The organism is Cohnella hashimotonis, assembly GCF_030014955.1.
Classification (GTDB): Bacteria; Bacillota; Bacilli; order Paenibacillales; family Paenibacillaceae; genus Cohnella; species Cohnella hashimotonis.
Genome location: NZ_JAGRPV010000001.1, coordinates 2,783,588 through 2,799,987 on the forward strand (window position 1 = coordinate 2,783,588; position 16,400 = coordinate 2,799,987).

The following is a 16,400-nucleotide window of genomic DNA, read 5'->3' on the forward strand; positions in this document are numbered from 1 at the left end:
GCAGTTTTATTTTACATTAACGCTTTACTAAGTTAATGCGTTAATGTAATATACAATCATTAAATGCTCAGGAGATGATCGATGTATGAATCCATTTAACCATTCTAAAAGGGATAACGTTCCGGCAGATACTGTGCAGGATAGGCGGGGGCCGTCTCCACGCTCGGCGCTCGCGGGCATGCAGCCGTATGTACCCGGACGGTCGATCTCCGATATTAAGGCCGAATACGGACTTGAACGGGTCGTCAAACTGGCATCCAACGAGAATCCGCTCGGCCCGTCTCCGCTCGCGATGCAGGCCGTACGCGGGCTGCTGTCCGATATGCACCGCTATCCCGACGATCGTGCCGGGCAGCTGAGAAGCAAGCTGGCGGCGAAGCTGTCTCTGCCCGCGTCCGGGATCATCGTCGCGAACGGCGCGGACGAGCTTATCACGCTCATTTGCGAAGCTTATCTCGAGCCGGGCGATCGAATCGTAACGTATGCGCCGACGTTCAGCGAATACGCTTTTGGCGGGCGGTTGATGAACGCGGATACGATCGCGGTGCCGCTAGTCGATTCGTTCGCGCTGCGAGCCGAAGACCTGCTGTCCGAAGCGGACGCGCGCACGAAGCTGGTCTTCGTTTGTTCGCCCAACAATCCGACCGGCACTTACATGCCAAAGACGGAGCTTGAGCATTTGCGATCCCGTCTTCCGGACGGCTGCCTGCTCGTGCTGGATGCCGCTTACTCGCACTTTGCGGATGCCGCGGATTATACCGACGGATTCGAGCTGCTGCGCAGCGGGGCCCGGCTTGTCGTCTTGCAGACCTTTTCAAAAGCCTATGGACTTGCGGGCATACGGGCGGGATTCGCCGCGGGTCCGGCTGACGTCATCGCCCACTTGCTCGCCGTCAAGGAGCCTTTCAACGTCAACGCGCTCGCCCAGGCTGCCGCGGCGGCCGCGTTGGACGACGAGGCGCACCTTGAAGCGACGCTGCGGACAAATGCAGAAGGCCGCATTCGCCTGCGCAACGGTCTGGGCAGCCTCGGCATTCGCTCCGTACCGTCGCAGTCTAATTTCGTGCTCGCGAACTTCGCCGACGGAGCGGCACATGTATACGGCGAATTGCTGAGACGTGGCATTATCGTCCGTAGCGGGGCCGGATGGGGGCTGCCCGACTGTCTGCGCATCTCGGTAGGTACGGCGGAGGAAATCGACCTGCTTCTCGCCAGTCTGTCGGACATTTTGCAAGTCGCACCTGTAACGCCCTGTGAATCGGATGCGCGCCGACAGGCAGACCCGTCGAAGCGACAAGTTTAATCGAACCGCCAAGTATTCGAATCGGCAGTTGTCACATTCCCGCCGCAAAACCGTCGCAAACCATTCCCGGATTCCGCAAGCCACGTCGGTTTATGTCGGGGAGCGGGTATGTTAATATGGGAAAGTCAGGTTGGATGCAGAACGTGCAATCGGGGAAGGAGAACGGCGGATGTTTCGGACGATCGGCGTTGTAGGAGCGGGGACGATGGGCCAGAGCATCGCGGAGATGCTGGCCGGCAAAGGGCTGGACGTGCATATGACCGACAGCTCCGGCGCGCGCCTGAAGCAGGCGCAGCTCGCGCTCGAGAAAAACCTCGACCGTCAGATCGAGCGCTGGGCCATTACGCAAGCGGAGAAAAAACTCATATTGAACCGGATTCATGCCGAACCGTCGCTTGAACATCTGGCGCAATGCGATTTGATTATCGAGACGATCAGCGAAGATCTGGAAAGCAAAAAGTCGGTTTTCCAGCAGCTGGACGATATCATACCCGAGGGTCGCGTGCTGGCGAGCAATACGTCGACGCTCAGTCTCACCGAGCTGGCCAGCGTGACCAAGCATCCCGAGCGGGTGATCGGCATGCACTTCGTCTATCCCGCATTCCGGATCGACGTCGTGGAGATCGTACGGGGCTTGCAGACGTCGGACGAGACATTCGAGCGGACGAAGGAATTCATCGAGCGGGATTTGAACAAAAAAGGCGTCATGGTGTTCGAATCGCCCGGCTTCGTCACGACGCGGCTGATCTGCCTGCTTATCAACGAGTCGCTGAGCGTGCTTCAGGAAGGCGTGGCCTCGGCGGAGGATATCGACGCGGCGATGCGCATCGGCTACCAGTTTCACTACGGACCGCTCGAGATGGCGGACCGGTTCGGTCTGGACTCCGTGTGGGCGGCGCTCGACCGGATGTTCAGGGACTACGGCGAGCTCAAATACAGACCTTCGATTCTGCTCAAGAAGAAGGTCCGCGCCGGCCAGCTCGGCGTGAAGGCCGGACAAGGCTTCTTCCAGTATACGAAGGACGGTGAGCGCAAGTCATGAACGTACTCGTCATTAACGCGGGGAGCTCCTCGCTGAAGTACCAGCTGTACGACATGAAGACGGAGAACGTGCTCGCCAAAGGCCGCGTGGAACGGATCGGCATGGAATCGTCGATCTTGACGCACGAGGTCGAGGGGCAGCCGGAAGTGCGCGAGGTCAGCGAGATTCTCGAGCATACGACGGCTGTGCGCAAGGTGTTGGATATGCTGACGCACCGCCGCTTCGGCGTGCTGCGCAATATCGACGAGGTGCAAGCCGTCGGCCACCGTATCGTCCATGGGGGCGAGACGTTCAGCGAATCGGTGCTGATCGACGCGGACGTGAAGCTGGAGGTTCGCAAGCTGTTCGACCTGGCGCCGCTTCACAATCCTGCGCATATGATGGGCATCCTCGCCGTCGAGGCGAACTTGCCGGACGTTCCGCAGGCGGTCGTATTCGATACGGCTTTTCATCAGACGATGCCCAAGACCTCGTATTTGTACGCCATTCCGATGGTGCTCTACCGCAAGCACCAGATCCGGCGCTACGGATTCCACGGGACTTCGCACGATTATGTAAGCAAGAGGGCTTCCGAGTACTTGGAGAAGCCGCTCGAGAAGCTGAAGATCGTCAGCTGCCATATCGGAAACGGCGCGAGCTGTACGGCCATACTGGGCGGCAAGTCGTTCGACACGAGCATGGGCATGACGCCCCTTGAGGGGCTTATGATGGGCACGCGCAGCGGCGATCTCGACCCCGCGATCGTACCGTACGCGATGAACAAGGAGGAGCTGACGCTGTCGGAGGTCAACTCGATGCTGAACAAGCATAGCGGACTGATCGCGATCTCCGGCATCAGCAGCGATATGCGCGAGGTCGTGCAGGCGATGAACGAAGGCAGCGAGCCCGCTAAGACCGCGTTCGAGATGTATGTTTACCGCATTCGCAAATACGTGGGCGCCTATGCGGCCGCGATGAACGGCATCGACGTGCTCCTGTTCACGGCAGGTGTCGGCGAAAACTCGGACGTGCTGCGCAAGGCGGTCTGCGAGGGGCTGACGTTCCTCGGCATCGAGCTCGACGAAGCGCGCAACGGCGTCCGCTCCGGGGATCCGCGGCGAATTTCCACGGAGAATTCCAGGGTGGAGGTGCTTGTCGTGCCGACGAACGAAGAGCTTCTCATCGCGAGGGACACCTACAGGCTCGTCATGACGGCCAAGGAGGCGGCATTCGATGAATGACGCCGGCGGCATGGCGGCAAGTCTGGCCGAAGCCTATTTGGATGGCGCGGCCAGCATTCCCTACGCGCTTTTGCGCGTCTACCGGATGCTTGGACTGACCGACACGGATTGCATGCTGCTGATCCAGGTGATCGCCTTCAGACAGCTGGAGCAAAACGATTTTCCGACGATGGAGCAGCTGCAGCAGCGGCTCGGGGCGACGGGCGACGTTATCGGAGAGTCGCTGCAGAAGCTCATCCGTCGCGGCTTGATCGCCATCGACGAGATGAGCGACCCCGTATCGGGCATCAGGGCCGAGCGTTACAACTTGGCCGGCCTGTTTCAGGCGGTCGCGCAGCTCCTCGTATCGGGCGAGGCTCCTGTCCGGGCTGCGGTCGCGCAAGGGGCGTCCGACGCGCAGCTCGCCGCAGTCTCGGCAGCCGGGGCCCGCTCCGCTCTGGAGGACGGTCCAAATGCCGAATCGGTCAGCCTATTCGCCGTATTCGAACGGGAGTTCGGACGTCCGATCTCGCCGATGGAAGCGGAGACGATCGCCGGCTGGCTCGACCAGGACAAGTACGCGGAGGAATTGATTTTGTTCGCGCTCAAGGAATCGGTGTTCGCGGGCAAGCTTTCGTTTCGATACATGGATAGAATATTGCTTGAATGGAGCCGCAATCGGGTCCGGAGCGTAGAGGACGCCAGGGCGCACGCCCAGCGCTTCCGTACCGGACGCTGACCGAGGGGCCGGCTGCCGATCAGATGACAAGAAGGAGTATGCGACGATGGAAAAGCCGCTTTATCAAAAACTGTATTACAAGACGGGGAGAGCGCTCGTATATGGAGCGCCGGAAGGCTTCGACCTCGGCGTCGACGTCGAGACGGAGGCGGAGGGCAGATTCGATTTCGTGCTCGTGTTCGTCAAAAACACCGAAGACGTGCTGAAAACGCTGCCGAAAATCATTCCGCTGCTGCAGCCGGACGCCGTTTGCTGGATCTCTTATCCTAAGCAATCCGCCAAGGTTCAGACCGATCTGAATCGCGATCTCCTGTGGCGTATCATGGAGACCCGTACCGATTACCGCGTCGTTAGCAACGTGGCCATCGATGCCGTATGGTCCGCGCTTCGCTTCCGCCATATCAGCAAGGTGAAGTCGACCAAGCCTTAAAAACCGCGTTTACGAAGCGCCCGTACGATTCCGTTTTTTTCAGTTAAGTTTTCGGACCGAGCCGCGTACATATAGGTATAAGCGGCTAGGCCGGCGACAGGAACTGAGAGGAGCGGATCGATTTGGACATTTTGGGCGAACTGCAGGTCATTCTTCCGGTTCTGTTCTGCGTGGTACTCGGCATCATCGCGATCTTCGGCGTCCGTAGCATCGGAGAGTGGAGCCACAACAACAAGCAGCCGCTGTTGTCCGTCGTCTCCCGCGTCGTCTCCAAGCGCTCGCTCGTCCATTATCGCCATCATCACGACGACGGCATTTCCCATCACCAGTCGGATACTTATTATTATGCGACGTTCGAGCTCGCGGACGGCGAGCGCATCGAATTCAAGCTGAGCGGCGGCGAGTACGGACTGCTGGCCGAGCAGGATGCCGGCATGCTCACGTACCAGGGCACGCGTTTTTACGGCTTCGAACGGGAAAAAGACAGGGGCTTGCGCCTCGTCGGCAGGTCGTGAGCCGCTTCATACCATAGAAAAAGCCCGCGCTTCCGTATCGGAAGGCGGGCTCTTTGCGCGTGTGCGAAAAGTCGGGATCAGCGCTTCAGCAGCGCCATCCGATACACGTATTCGAACAGAAACTCGAACGCTTCCAGGTGCTTGCGCGCCTCGAACGCGTCGCGGCCCCAGGCATAAATGCCGTGCTTGCGCAGCAGAATGCCGGGGATCCGTTTATCCAGGCGTTCCTTGACCTCCGGCACGATGCGCGGAATGTCGGCAAAGTTGGAAACGATCGGCACGTCGATAACGGCTTCCTCATCCCAGATGTTAAACGCTTTGATCAGTTCGACGCCTTCGACAGGGACGGCGCGCCGCTCCCAGAACAGCTCGGAGACGATGCTGTTAAATACGGAGTGAATGTGGAAAATGGCGCCGCAGCCCGTCTGGCGGTAGATCTCGCAATGAATCAGCGTTTCCGCGGAAGGCTTGAGCCGCGTAGCCTCGATCGGCGCGCCCGACTGATCGACGAGCAAAAAGTCCTCCGGCGTCGACGCAGCCTTGTCCTTGCCGCTCGCCGTGACCGCGAATGCGAAGCTTTCCGGCTCGAAGCCGCCTACCCGCATCGACAGATTGCCGCTCGTCCCGGGGAACCAGCCCCGGGCGGCGAAGTCCGATTTGACCGCGTCCAGTTCGCGGTATACCCGCTGCTTGTCTTCAAGTAAAATGTCGCTCATCGAATTACCAATCTCCTTCATCCAAATGTCTGACGACGTCGTGGAACGTCTCGAACGGTATATGCGGAAGTCCCAGCTCGGCGCAGCGCTCGGTCAGGTGGGAGCGGGAGAACACAAGATCGACCAGCTTCGCTCCCGCAAAATCCGTTACGCTGTCTCCGATGAGAATTCGCGTATACCTTTCCTTCGGGAAGCGGCGGATGACCGTTGTTTTGCACATGCCGCAATCGTTGTCGCACGCGTCGTCGCAGGCATGCGGCCACAAAATCTCGATGCGCTCGCCCTCGAAGCTGCTGCCGTTGCAATAAATATGATCGAGCGGAATGTCGAACGGCGCCAGCATCGGGTAGACGAAAAAGTCGATGCCGCCGCTCGTCACGTAAAACTCGACGCCGTTGTATTTGCACCAGTCGAGCAGCGATTGAAAGCCGGGACGGATGCCGGCCGTGGACAGGATGTAATCCGTGATCTCCTGCCTCTGGGCGGAGGGGATCAAGGCGAACATCTCGCCGACGCCCTGGCGCACGGACTTCCGCAGCGCGACGATGTCATCGACGATCGGCCGCCAGCCGGGCGGATCGAACTGCTTCATGACGGCGACGATGTTGTCGCTGAGCGTGATGGTGCCGTCGAAGTCGCAGAACAGGACGGGCGGCTTGTTAAAGGTTCGCTTGCTCAAGGGCGGCGCACCCCCCAGCGCTCGACCGCGAGCTTCAAAGGCTCGCGGTCGCCGCCGGCAGACGCATAGGCTTCAAGGTCCTCTCCGGCGAGCACGGCGTCGATCGCCTGGCGGAAGGCTTGTCCGCCGGCGGCCGCACCCAGCGGGTGGCCATGGACGCCGCCGCCGGCGTTGACGACGACGTCGCGTCCGAAATCGTGCACGATCAGCGGCACGAGGCCGGGGTGGATGCCCGCGGACGGCACCGGCAGGACGGCCTTCTGGGGCAGCTCGGCGTTCACGAGCGCGTCCTGGACCGCCAGGTTCTCGGCCTTCGGCATAACGACGGAGCCGTAAGGCGAAGGGAAGAGGGACAGGTCCGCACCGGCGATCCGGATGAGCGTGCCTAGCAGGACGGAGGCCGAGATTCCGTGATGCGGCGACGGGTAGTAAGCGCCGGCCATCGCCGGATGCGCCGCGATCGGAACGCTGATCGCAGGATCGGCGGCCAGCTCGGCCAGCGCGTCGAAGCCATAGGCCAGCACGTTGAACAGCAGGCCGTTGACGCCGGCATCGATGGCGCGCAGCGCGTTTTCGCGCAGCTTGGACGTCGGTCCCGTCAGATTGGCGAAGTAAATCAGCTTCTGTCCGGTGATGTTTTCCGCTTCGCGGGCGGCGGACATGCAGGCTTCGACGCGGCGCTCGAGCGGCGTTAGCGGATTTTCGAACAGAATCTCGTCGTCCTTGATCAGATCGACGCCGCCGAGCGCCTGCTGTAAAAATTGCTCGCGCAGGCCATTCAGGTCATAGCCGATGACGGATTTGAAAATGCTCATGAGCAGCGGGCGATCCTGAACGCCCAGATAATCCCGCACGCCGGCCAGTCCAAGCTTGGGACCCGGGAAGGCGGACAGAAATTCGGCGGACGGCTTCAGGCCGGTCAGCTTGATGCGGCCGTCCATCGACAGCTTGCCGAACACGGTCACGAGCAGCGCGGGAATGTCCCTGCTGAAGTTGACGTCGGGATACTCGACCGTAATGTCGGCGTAGCGCTCGCCAGGTGCGGCGCCCTCGGGTTCATGGGCTTCGACGGAGACGACGCGTCCGAGATGCTTTTCCATTTTTTGCTTGGCGACTTCGGGCAGCTCGGTCCAGCTTCCGACCGTCAGGCCGACGGCGATGCCTTCGGCTTTTTTGGCGAAATCCGCCTTGTCGTCGAATAGGCGATAGGTAGCCTGGCTTTTGTTGGCGCTCATCTTGCAGTACCTTCTTTCTGTTAAAAATCGCTGTAAAATCCGCTTTTAAAATCCGCTGTCAAAAATGGAATCGCAATCGCGTGTCTCGTGCAGATTGCGAATACGTTATAGGGGGAGGGCGTTTAGCCTCGCAGCGCCTCTTCGGCAATCGCGCTGCCCAGCTCTCCGGCGCGCTCCGCGCAGCGGTCCATCGCAGCCGAGAACGCTTCGTCGACGCCAAGCCGCTGCAGCGTCTCAATGGCCGCTTGGGTCGTGCCGTTTGGCGAAGTGACTTTGCGGCGCAGCTCGGATGGCTGCTCGCCGGTCAGCCGAACCATATCCGCCGCGCCGCGAACCGTCTGCACGGTCAGCTCACGCGCCGCTTCGGGCGTCAGCCCCTGCGCGACGCCGGCGGCGATCATCGCCTCCATCACGAAGTAGATGTAGGCGGGGCCGCTGCCCGAGACGGCCGTGACCGCCTCAAGCAGGCGCTCTTCGACGACCTGCGCGATGCCGACCGCACCGAACATGTCGAGGGCCAGGCGCTGCGTATCGTCGGCCAAGCCTTCGGAGAAGGCGATGCCGGTCGCGCCGAGGCCGATGCTGCTCGATGTATTGGGCATCGTGCGAACGACGGGCTGGCTTGCGCCCGTCAGCTTGCGGATCGTCTCGATCGACAATCCTGCGATGAGGGAGACAATCAATTGCTCCGCGCGTAGCGTTGGCGCGAGCGCCCTCAGCGCGGCAGCGGCATCCTTCGGCTTCATCGCCAGCACGATAACGTCCGAGGTAAGCAGCGCGTCTTGTCTTGCAGCCTCGCTGTCCGCGGTCAGGACGCCGTAGCGTCCGCGCAGTTCTGCGAGCCGATCGGCGTTCGAACGGTTGAAAACCGTGATGTTGCCGGCCGGCGCAGTGCCCGTGTCCACGAGTCCGCGGATGATGGCTTCCGCCATCGAGCCTGCGCCGTAAAAACAAATTTTAGAATGAGCAAGTTTGTCTTGCGTTGCAGTCATCGACTTTCGACCCCCGTTTTTTATTTAACGTCTTTAATAATTAATGGAACAAAAGATTATCCTCGCGTTTGTCCGTTGCCCCGAATGCGATATTTTGTCGAGGTCAGGGCAGGCAAGCCCATAGGTCCGCGCGCGTGAAGCTTCTGGGTGCTGATGCCGATCTCGGCGCCGAAGCCGAACTCGAAGCCGTCCGTAAACCGGGTCGAAGCATTGTGATAGACGGCGGCGGCATCGACCTCCTGCAGGAAGCGGTCGGCATTCGCCTGGAGTTCGGTCACGATGCATTCGGAATGCTTCGTACCGAAGCGTGCGATGTGCGCCAGCGCCTCGTCGAGATCGCCGACGACGCGTACGTTCAATATATAGTCGTTGTATTCGGTCGCGTAATCTTCGTCCGTCGCTTCGCTTGCCCATCCGACGCGGGCTCTTGCGGCGGCATCGGCACGCAGCTCGACGCTTGCCTGGCGGAAGCGCTCGGCGAGGCGCTCGAGATGCTTGCCTGCGAAGTCCGCGTGAATGAGCAGCGTCTCCATCGAATTGCAGACGGAAGGACGTTGTACCTTGGCGTTCAGCGCGATCGCCTCGGCCATGTCATAGTCGGCCGTCGCGTCGACATAAGTGTGACAGATGCCGGCGCCGGTCTCGATAACGGGCACGGTGGCGTTTTCTACGACGTTGCGGATGAGCGCGGCGCCGCCGCGAGGGATGATGACATCAAGCAAGCCGTTGAGCTTCAGCATCTCGTTGGCCGAAGCCCGGCTCGCATCCTCGACGAGCTGCAGCGCGTCCTCGGGGATGGCGCTCTTGCGCAGCGCGCCGCGAAGGGCCGCGACGATGCGCTTGTTCGACTCGATCGCCGCGGATCCGCCGCGAAGCACGACCGCGTTGCCGGTCTTCAGGCACAGGCCGGCAGCATCCACTGTCACGTTCGGCCGCGCTTCGTAAATGATGCCCACGACGCCGATCGGTACGCGCAGCTGCTCGATCTTAAGACCGTTGGGACGCTCGAACTCGGCGATCTTCTCGCCGACCGGATCGGGCAGGGCGATGACCTCGCGCAGACCCTGCGCGATCGCATCGATCCGTTTGTAATCGAGCCGCAGCCGGTCGAGAAGGGATTCCGAGGTGCCGGCTGCGCGGCCGCGCTCGATATCGACGCCGTTGCCGGCGATGATATCGTCCCGGCTCGCGACGAGCGCGTCCGCCATCAGGGCGAGCGCCTCGTTCTTTTGAGCCGTCGTCAAATTGTTCAGGGCAGCCGTCGCCGTACCGGCTGCGATCGCTTTGTTTCTCGCTTCGCTCATGATCCCTTCGCCTCCTTGGGTACGTAAGTCGTGACCCATTCGTCTCTGTGTATGATCTCGATGCGCCCGACTTCTACGCGTCGCGCGGCTTCTTCGCTCGACAGCCCGGCCACCGCGGTGACCTGCCAGGCGTCGTAGTTCGATACGCCTCGTCCAAGCGTCCGTCCGCCGCTTACGACCTCAACCACGTCTCCGGGGTGGAACTCGCCCTCGACATGGGTGACGCCCGCGGGCAGCAGGCTGCGTCCGCCGTTCAGGAGCGCCGCTTCGGCGCCGGGGTCGACGAAGACGCGTCCCTGGGGCACCGACAAAAAGCCGATCCACTGCTTCTTCGCAGGCAGGGAGTGGAGGGAGGCCGCGAAGTAGGTGCCCTTGCCTTGGCCTTCGACCGCAGCCAGCAGATCGCCGGGCTCGGTCGAGCGTCCGACGAACGTCGGCACGCCGCCGCCCATGGCGATGCGCGCCGCCTCGATCTTGGACCGCATGCCGCCCGTGCCGACCGACGAGCCGGCGCCGCCAGCGATCCGGTACAGGTCCTCGGAGATGACCTCTACGCGGTCGATGCGGACGGCCGAGGCGTCCTTGCGCGGATCCGCCGTAAACAACCCTTCGATGTCGGTTAAAATATACAGGCCTGTCGCCTTGACGAGGTTCGCGACGAGCGCAGACAAGGAATCGTTCTCCCCGAATTTGATCTCGTCGACGGCCACCGTGTCGTTTTCGTTAATGATCGGCACGACGCCCTGCCGCAGCAGCTCCTCGATCGTCCGCTGCGCATTTTGCGCGCGCAGACGCTGGCTGAAGTCCGGCCGCGTGAGCAGGATCTGCGCGGCTGCGATGCCGTATGCCGCGAACGCCTCCTGATAGGCTTGCATGAGCAGCGCCTGGCCGACTGCGGCTGCCGCCTGCTTTTCGTGCACGAGCTTGGGCCTCGTCTCGTATCCGACCGCCCGGAAGCCGGCCGCGATCGCGCCCGAGCTGACGAGCAAGGTCTGCACGCCCTGACGGTGCAGTGCGGCGATCTCGGCGGCGAAGTAGGCGAAGCTGTCCCGGTTAAGACCGCCGGACTCGCCTGCGAGCGAGCTGCTGCCGATTTTGACGACGATGCGACGCATCCTTACCGCTTCCTTTCCGTGGCAATATCTCTTTGAGCAAAATCCGACATCTGAGCTTAAGGCGCGAAAACGCAAGCAAAAAGGCTCCCGTCCTGTTCAAAGGACGAGAGCCTGCTCCCGCGGTACCACCTTCGTTGACGTTCCCCGCCGCGAGGGCGCAAAACGTCCGCTTGAACGCCCGGTAACAGCGGGCCCTGTCCGGCTCTTCGCCGGCCGCTCGGGGATGGGGGAAGGAGGGCGACCGCGCAAATTCTCCCAGCCAACGGAATTTGCTCTCTGTTCGGCGCGAATTTCCTTCGTTTCCCGTCATAGCGTTTAAATGAGGACGGAGGCAACGTCCTTGCTGGCGCTGCCGGTTGGTTTAAGAATAGCACGGCCCCAACCCCTTGTAAAGGAAGCGAACGTCCGCTAGACGTCGGCTTGGCTGAAACGTCGGCTCAACCGAACAATCCGAGCCGCCCGATGCGGGCGGCGGCTTCGCGAAGCCTTTCCTCGGGCGCGAGCAGGCCGAGTCGAACGTAGCCTTCGCCGTGCGTGCCGAAGCCGATCCCCGGCGCGACCACGATGTCCGCTTCTTCAAGCAGCAGGTTGGCGAAGGACGAGGAATCGTGCCCTTTCGGCACCGGCAGCCAGCAGAAAAACGAGCCGTCCGGCTTCGGCGCATGCCAGCCGTGCGAAGCCAAGGCGTCGTAAAGCGCGTCGCGCCGTCTTTCGTAGACGGCGACCAGATCCGCAACCGCCTGCTGCGGACCGGTAAGCGCGAGCGCGGCCGCTTCCTGAATGCCGCCGAACAGGCTGCAATAATAGTGGTCCTGAATCAGGTTGAGCAGCTCGATGATCTTGCTGTTGCCAAGCGCAAAGCCGACGCGCCAGCCGGCCATGTTGTACGTTTTGGACAACGTATAAAACTCGATGCCGACATCTTTGGCGCCGGGCGTCTCGAGAAAGCTAACGGGACGGCAGCCGTCGAAGCCGATCGCGCCGTAAGCGAAGTCGCTCGCCACGACGACGCCGTGCTTCTCGGCGAAGCGTACGGTGTCCGCGTAGAATTCAGGCGTCGCGACGGCAGAGGTCGGATTGTTCGGATAATTGAGGAACATCAGCTTCGCCCGCGCCAGATCATCGGCCGGAATCGCCTCGTAGTCGGGCAGGAAGCCGTTCTGCGCAAGCAGCGGCATCTGGCTCATTCTCCCGCCGGCAAGCGCCACGCCGGACCAGTAATCGGGATAGCCGGGATCGGGCACGAGACATACGTCGCCTGGATTGAGCAGGCACTGGCTGATCTCCACGAGGCCGGTCTTGCCGCCGAACAGAACCGCGACCTCGGTCGCGGGATCGAGCTCGACGCCGTAGTCTTCTTTATATCGCTTCGCTACGGCTTCCTTAAGAAAGGGAAAGCCGCGGAACGGCGGATATTTGTGGTAGAGCGGGTTTTCGGCCGCCTCCTTCAGTCTGTCGACGATATGCGATGGGGTGGGCAGATCGGGATTGCCCTGGCCGAGGTTGATGACGTCGCGCCCGGTCGCGGCGCGGGCGTTGGCTCTGCCGACAAGCGCCGCGAAAAATTGCTCCGGCAATCCGGACATGCGGTCCGCAGGTTGAATGGAGATGGACATGAGACAGCTTCACGCTCCGTTGCTTTCATAAAGTGCTTTTCATAAGATCATAAAGTTGACTATACAATCTACGTAGACAATAGCACAAGGAACTGACTAGGACAATCGGAAAAGAGGGATATATCGATTGTTGTCCGGTTGAAGGGAATCGGTTACGATGAGGCTACTTGCAGGTCCGCACGAATAGGGGCCTTTCATAGCAAAGGGGCGAAGGGAAATGAATAATAGAATGAAGCTGGCTCTTATCCAAATGGACATACATGCCGGGCACCCGGACGATAATTTCGAGCGAATGGCGCCGCTGCTGGAGCGGGCTGTAAACGAGGGAGACAAGCCCGACGTCATCGTCGTGCCCGAAATGTGGAACACCGGCTACGATCTCGCGCGCATTCGCGAGATCGCTGATCCCGAAGGGGCGCGCACCATCGAATTCGTATCTTCGTTCAGCCGCAAGCACGGCGTCAACGTCGTGGCGGGCTCCGTCGCGGCCAGCCGCGCCGCGCTCGGCGGCGGGGTGACCAACACGGCATACGCATTCGACCGCGCGGGCGGCCGGATCGCCGAGTATGCCAAGATCCATCTGTTTAAGCTGATGGACGAGCATCTTCATCTCGAAGCAGGCGAACGGCCGGGACGGTTCGAGCTCGAAGGCGTGCCGGCCGGCGCGATGATCTGCTACGATATCCGCTTTCCGGAGCTTGCGCGCAAGCTCGCGCTGGACGGCGCGAAGGTGCTGTTCGTGCCGGCGGAATGGCCGCATCCGCGCCTGCACCACTGGCGGACGCTGCTTCAGGCCCGAGCCATCGAAAATCAGATGTACGTCGTCGCCTGCAATCGCTGCGGCGCCAGCGGAGATACGCAATTTTTCGGCCATTCGATGGTCGTCGATCCGTGGGGGGAGATCGTCGCCGAAGCGGGCGAGGAAGAGACGATCCTGCGCGCGGAGATCGATCTGGCGCTGACGGACGAGGTTCGCGGGAGGATCCCCGTATTTGCGGACCGCAGGCCGACGCTGTATTAAGCTGTATTAAATGGAGGCTTCCGTGCGACTCAGTTTGATTCGAGCTTGCGCATCGTATCCCGAAACGTCGAAATGAACGCCTCGGCCGCATTGGACAAATATCTGCCCTTGCGGTAGGCGATGACCAGGGTGCGCGTCGGCCGTCCCTTCAGCGGCAAGTAAACCGGCTGCAGGCCGTCGTGCTCCCTGCGGGTGATCATCTGGGGAACGAAGGCGATGCCCATGCCGGCCGCAACCAATGACTGCACCGTCTCGATATTGGTGCTCTCGACGGAGACGCGCGGATCGAAGCCTGCTTTGCGGCAGAGGCCGACCGCGATCGCACGGAAGCCCTGCCCTTTTTTCAGCATGACGAACGCTTCGTCCTTGAGAGCGCCGACGTCCGCTTCGGCCGCTCCTGCCGCCGCCAATGGGTGGTCGCGGGGCACCGCAAGGCAAATCTCCTCCTCGAGGATCGGGTCGTAGGCAAGGGCCGGCTCGATCAAAGGCAGCGTGAGCAGGCTGACGTCCGTGCCGCCGCTTGCGGTCAGCTGCTCAAGCGTCGCGGACGCTTCCTCGACGAGGGCGATCTCGATGTCGGGGTAGGCCGCGCGGAACGCGGGCAGCACGTGCGGCAAAATATGCGAACCCGTTATCGGCAGGGTGCCGACCACGATCCGTCCTTTGCGAAGGTCGGCAATATCCTCCATTTCGCGCCGCAGCTGCTCGGTCATGTCGACGATCCGCTGCGCCTTTTCGACGAATACCGTTCCGGCGTGAGTCAGCTCGACGCTGTTGGTCGTACGCTTGAACAGCAGCACGCCCAGCTCCTTCTCGAGCTTGGACAGCTGCTGGCTAAGCGACGGCTGCGCAATATGAAGCTTCTCGGCGGCGCGCGAGAAATTCCGCTCGGCGGCGATCTGGATGACATAATGAAGCAATCTGAATTCCATGGAAGATTCTCCTTATATGATTGAACTATCAACTTTATAGATATTATATCTTGGAACAATGATAGAACCAATGTTATTATAGAATCATTCTAGACGAGGATATCTACACGGGGTGAATGTAAAATGAGCAAACAAACGATGTTCGAGAAAATTTGGAACAATCACGTGATTCATTCGGAAGCGGGCAAGCCTAGCATTTTGTATATCGACCTGCACCTCGTTCACGAGGTTACGTCCCCGCAGGCGTTCGAAGGCCTGCGCATGACCGGCCGCAAGGTTCGCCGTCCCGACCTGACGTTCGCGACGATGGACCACAACGTACCGACCAAGGATCGCTTCAACATTTCCGATCCGATCTCCAAGCAGCAGATCGATACGCTCACGACCAACGCGGCCGAGTTCGGCGTCAAGCTGTACGACCTCAACACGATCGACCAGGGCGTCGTTCACGTTATGGGTCCCGAGCTCGGTCTGACGCATCCGGGCAAGACGATCGTGTGCGGCGACAGCCACACCTCGACGCACGGCGCGTTCGGCGCGCTGGCGTTCGGCATCGGCACGAGCGAGGTCGAGCACGTGCTCGCGACGCAGTGTCTGCAGCAATCGAAGGCCAAGACGATGAAGGTCAACTTCATCGGCAAGCGTCCGGCCGGCATCACGGCAAAGGACCTCATTCTCGGTCTGATCGCCAAGTACGGCACCGACTTCGCGACCGGCTACGTCATCGAGTACACAGGCGAAGCGATCACGGGGCTGACGATGGAAGAGCGCATGACCGTCTGCAACATGTCCATCGAAGGCGGCGCGCGCGCCGGCCTGATCGCGCCGGACGAGACGACGTTTAACTACCTGCGCGGACGCGAATACGCGCCGCAGGGCGACGACTTCGACCGCGCCGTCGAGCAGTGGAAGGCACTTGCGACGGACGAAGGCGCCGAGTACGACGCCGAAGTCGACCTTGACGTGGCATCGCTCGTGCCGCAAGTAACCTGGGGTACGAGCCCTGGTATGGGCACCGGCATCACGTCGATCGTGCCTTATCCGGAGCAGCTGCCGACCGAGAACGAACGCAAAGCCGCCGAAAAGGCGCTCGAATATATGGACCTGGCGCCGGGAACCCCGATGTCCGAGATTCCGATCGATTATGTGTTCATCGGCTCTTGCACCAACGGCCGGATCGAGGATCTTCGCGCAGCGGCGTCGGTAGCCAAGGGCCACAGCGTGAGCCCGAACGTCACCGCGATCGTCGTCCCGGGCTCGGGACGCGTCAAGATCCAGGCGGAAAAAGAAGGCCTGGACAAGATTTTCACCGCCGCCGGATTCGAATGGCGCGAAGCGGGCTGCTCGATGTGCCTTGCGATGAACCCAGACGTCCTGCAGCCCGGCCAGCGCTGCGCTTCGACGTCCAACCGCAACTTCGAGGGCCGTCAGGGCCGCGGCGGACGCACGCACCTCGTATCGCCGGAGATGGCTGCAGCGGCAGCGATCAAGGGCAAGTTCACCGACGTCCGCAACTGGGAATTCAAGTCCGAAGTGACGGCTTAAGAGGGGAGACATACGCA

16 protein-coding genes are annotated in these 16,400 nt (G+C 61.2%); 8 read left to right on the forward strand and 8 right to left on the reverse strand.

Going from position 1 to position 16,400, the window contains the following annotated elements; translation table 11 throughout:
• Window positions 1–85: 85 nt before the first annotated feature.
• The 6 genes from hisC to KB449_RS11235 all read left to right on the forward strand — a co-directional run bounded on the left by hisC (window position 86) and on the right by KB449_RS11235 (window position 5,228).
• Entirely contained in the window at window positions 86–1,303 is a 1,218-nt protein-coding gene (hisC, locus tag KB449_RS11210; protein WP_282908448.1) for a histidinol-phosphate transaminase, read from the forward strand.
• A gap of 169 nt (window positions 1,304–1,472) precedes the next feature.
• Entirely contained in the window at window positions 1,473–2,345 is an 873-nt protein-coding gene (locus KB449_RS11215) for a 3-hydroxyacyl-CoA dehydrogenase family protein (RefSeq protein WP_282908449.1), read from the forward strand.
• Window positions 2,342–3,565, forward strand: a complete 1,224-nt coding sequence (locus tag KB449_RS11220; RefSeq protein ID WP_282908450.1) for an acetate/propionate family kinase — start codon at window positions 2,342–2,344, stop codon at window positions 3,563–3,565. Before KB449_RS11215 ends, KB449_RS11220 begins: the two co-directional genes overlap by 4 nt.
• Window positions 3,558–4,283, forward strand: coding sequence for a DnaD domain protein (locus KB449_RS11225; protein WP_282908451.1), 726 nt, complete (start codon window positions 3,558–3,560; stop codon window positions 4,281–4,283). The genes KB449_RS11220 and KB449_RS11225 overlap by 8 nt, the downstream gene beginning before the upstream one ends.
• 46 nt (window positions 4,284–4,329) lie before the next feature.
• Window positions 4,330–4,713, forward strand: coding sequence for a hypothetical protein (locus tag KB449_RS11230; RefSeq protein ID WP_282908452.1), 384 nt, complete (start codon window positions 4,330–4,332; stop codon window positions 4,711–4,713).
• Between the two features lie 122 nt (window positions 4,714–4,835).
• Window positions 4,836–5,228 carry a DUF2500 domain-containing protein gene (locus KB449_RS11235; protein WP_282908453.1) on the forward strand — a complete coding sequence of 131 codons (393 nt, stop codon included), beginning with the start codon at window positions 4,836–4,838 and terminating at the stop codon, window positions 5,226–5,228.
• A gap of 77 nt (window positions 5,229–5,305) precedes the next feature.
• Here the strand turns inward: KB449_RS11235 and mtnB are convergent, their stop codons facing one another.
• From mtnB to KB449_RS11270, 7 genes are all read right to left on the reverse strand, one after another.
• Window positions 5,306–5,944, reverse strand: a complete 639-nt coding sequence (gene mtnB, locus KB449_RS11240; protein WP_282908454.1) for a methylthioribulose 1-phosphate dehydratase — start codon at window positions 5,942–5,944, stop codon at window positions 5,306–5,308.
• 4 nt (window positions 5,945–5,948) lie between these two features.
• The gene (locus KB449_RS11245) at window positions 5,949–6,623 is read right to left on the reverse strand and encodes a 2-hydroxy-3-keto-5-methylthiopentenyl-1-phosphate phosphatase (protein WP_282908455.1); all 675 of its coding nucleotides are present in this window, start codon (window positions 6,621–6,623) and stop codon (window positions 5,949–5,951) included.
• Window positions 6,620–7,858, reverse strand: coding sequence for a 2,3-diketo-5-methylthiopentyl-1-phosphate enolase (locus KB449_RS11250; RefSeq protein ID WP_282908456.1), 1,239 nt, complete (start codon window positions 7,856–7,858; stop codon window positions 6,620–6,622). Before KB449_RS11250 ends, KB449_RS11245 begins: the two co-directional genes overlap by 4 nt.
• A 122-nt stretch (window positions 7,859–7,980) precedes the next feature.
• Window positions 7,981–8,850: a pyrroline-5-carboxylate reductase gene (gene proC, locus KB449_RS11255; protein ID WP_282908457.1), complete on the reverse strand. Its 870-nt coding sequence runs from the start codon at window positions 8,848–8,850 to the stop codon at window positions 7,981–7,983.
• 56 nt (window positions 8,851–8,906) lie between these two features.
• Window positions 8,907–10,154 carry a glutamate-5-semialdehyde dehydrogenase gene (locus KB449_RS11260; protein ID WP_282908458.1) on the reverse strand — a complete coding sequence of 416 codons (1,248 nt, stop codon included), beginning with the start codon at window positions 10,152–10,154 and terminating at the stop codon, window positions 8,907–8,909.
• Window positions 10,151–11,269: a glutamate 5-kinase gene (gene proB, locus KB449_RS11265; RefSeq protein ID WP_282908459.1), complete on the reverse strand. Its 1,119-nt coding sequence runs from the start codon at window positions 11,267–11,269 to the stop codon at window positions 10,151–10,153. Before proB ends, KB449_RS11260 begins: the two co-directional genes overlap by 4 nt.
• 437 nt (window positions 11,270–11,706) lie before the next feature.
• The gene (locus tag KB449_RS11270) at window positions 11,707–12,885 is read right to left on the reverse strand and encodes a pyridoxal phosphate-dependent aminotransferase (protein ID WP_282908460.1); all 1,179 of its coding nucleotides are present in this window, start codon (window positions 12,883–12,885) and stop codon (window positions 11,707–11,709) included.
• A 217-nt stretch (window positions 12,886–13,102) separates the two neighbouring features.
• Between KB449_RS11270 and KB449_RS11275 the strand changes: the two genes are divergently transcribed.
• Window positions 13,103–13,906, forward strand: coding sequence for a carbon-nitrogen family hydrolase (locus KB449_RS11275; protein WP_282908461.1), 804 nt, complete (start codon window positions 13,103–13,105; stop codon window positions 13,904–13,906).
• A gap of 29 nt (window positions 13,907–13,935) precedes the next feature.
• Here the strand turns inward: KB449_RS11275 and KB449_RS11280 are convergent, their stop codons facing one another.
• Entirely contained in the window at window positions 13,936–14,838 is a 903-nt protein-coding gene (locus KB449_RS11280) for a LysR family transcriptional regulator (protein WP_282908462.1), read from the reverse strand.
• Window positions 14,839–14,961: 123 nt separating this feature from the next.
• Here KB449_RS11280 and leuC point away from each other — a divergent pair, with 123 nt between their 5' ends.
• On the forward strand, window positions 14,962–16,383 hold the full coding sequence (leuC, locus tag KB449_RS11285) for a 3-isopropylmalate dehydratase large subunit (RefSeq protein WP_282908463.1): 1,422 nt from the start codon (window positions 14,962–14,964) through the stop codon (window positions 16,381–16,383).
• The last annotated feature ends 17 nt before the right edge of the window (window positions 16,384–16,400 follow it).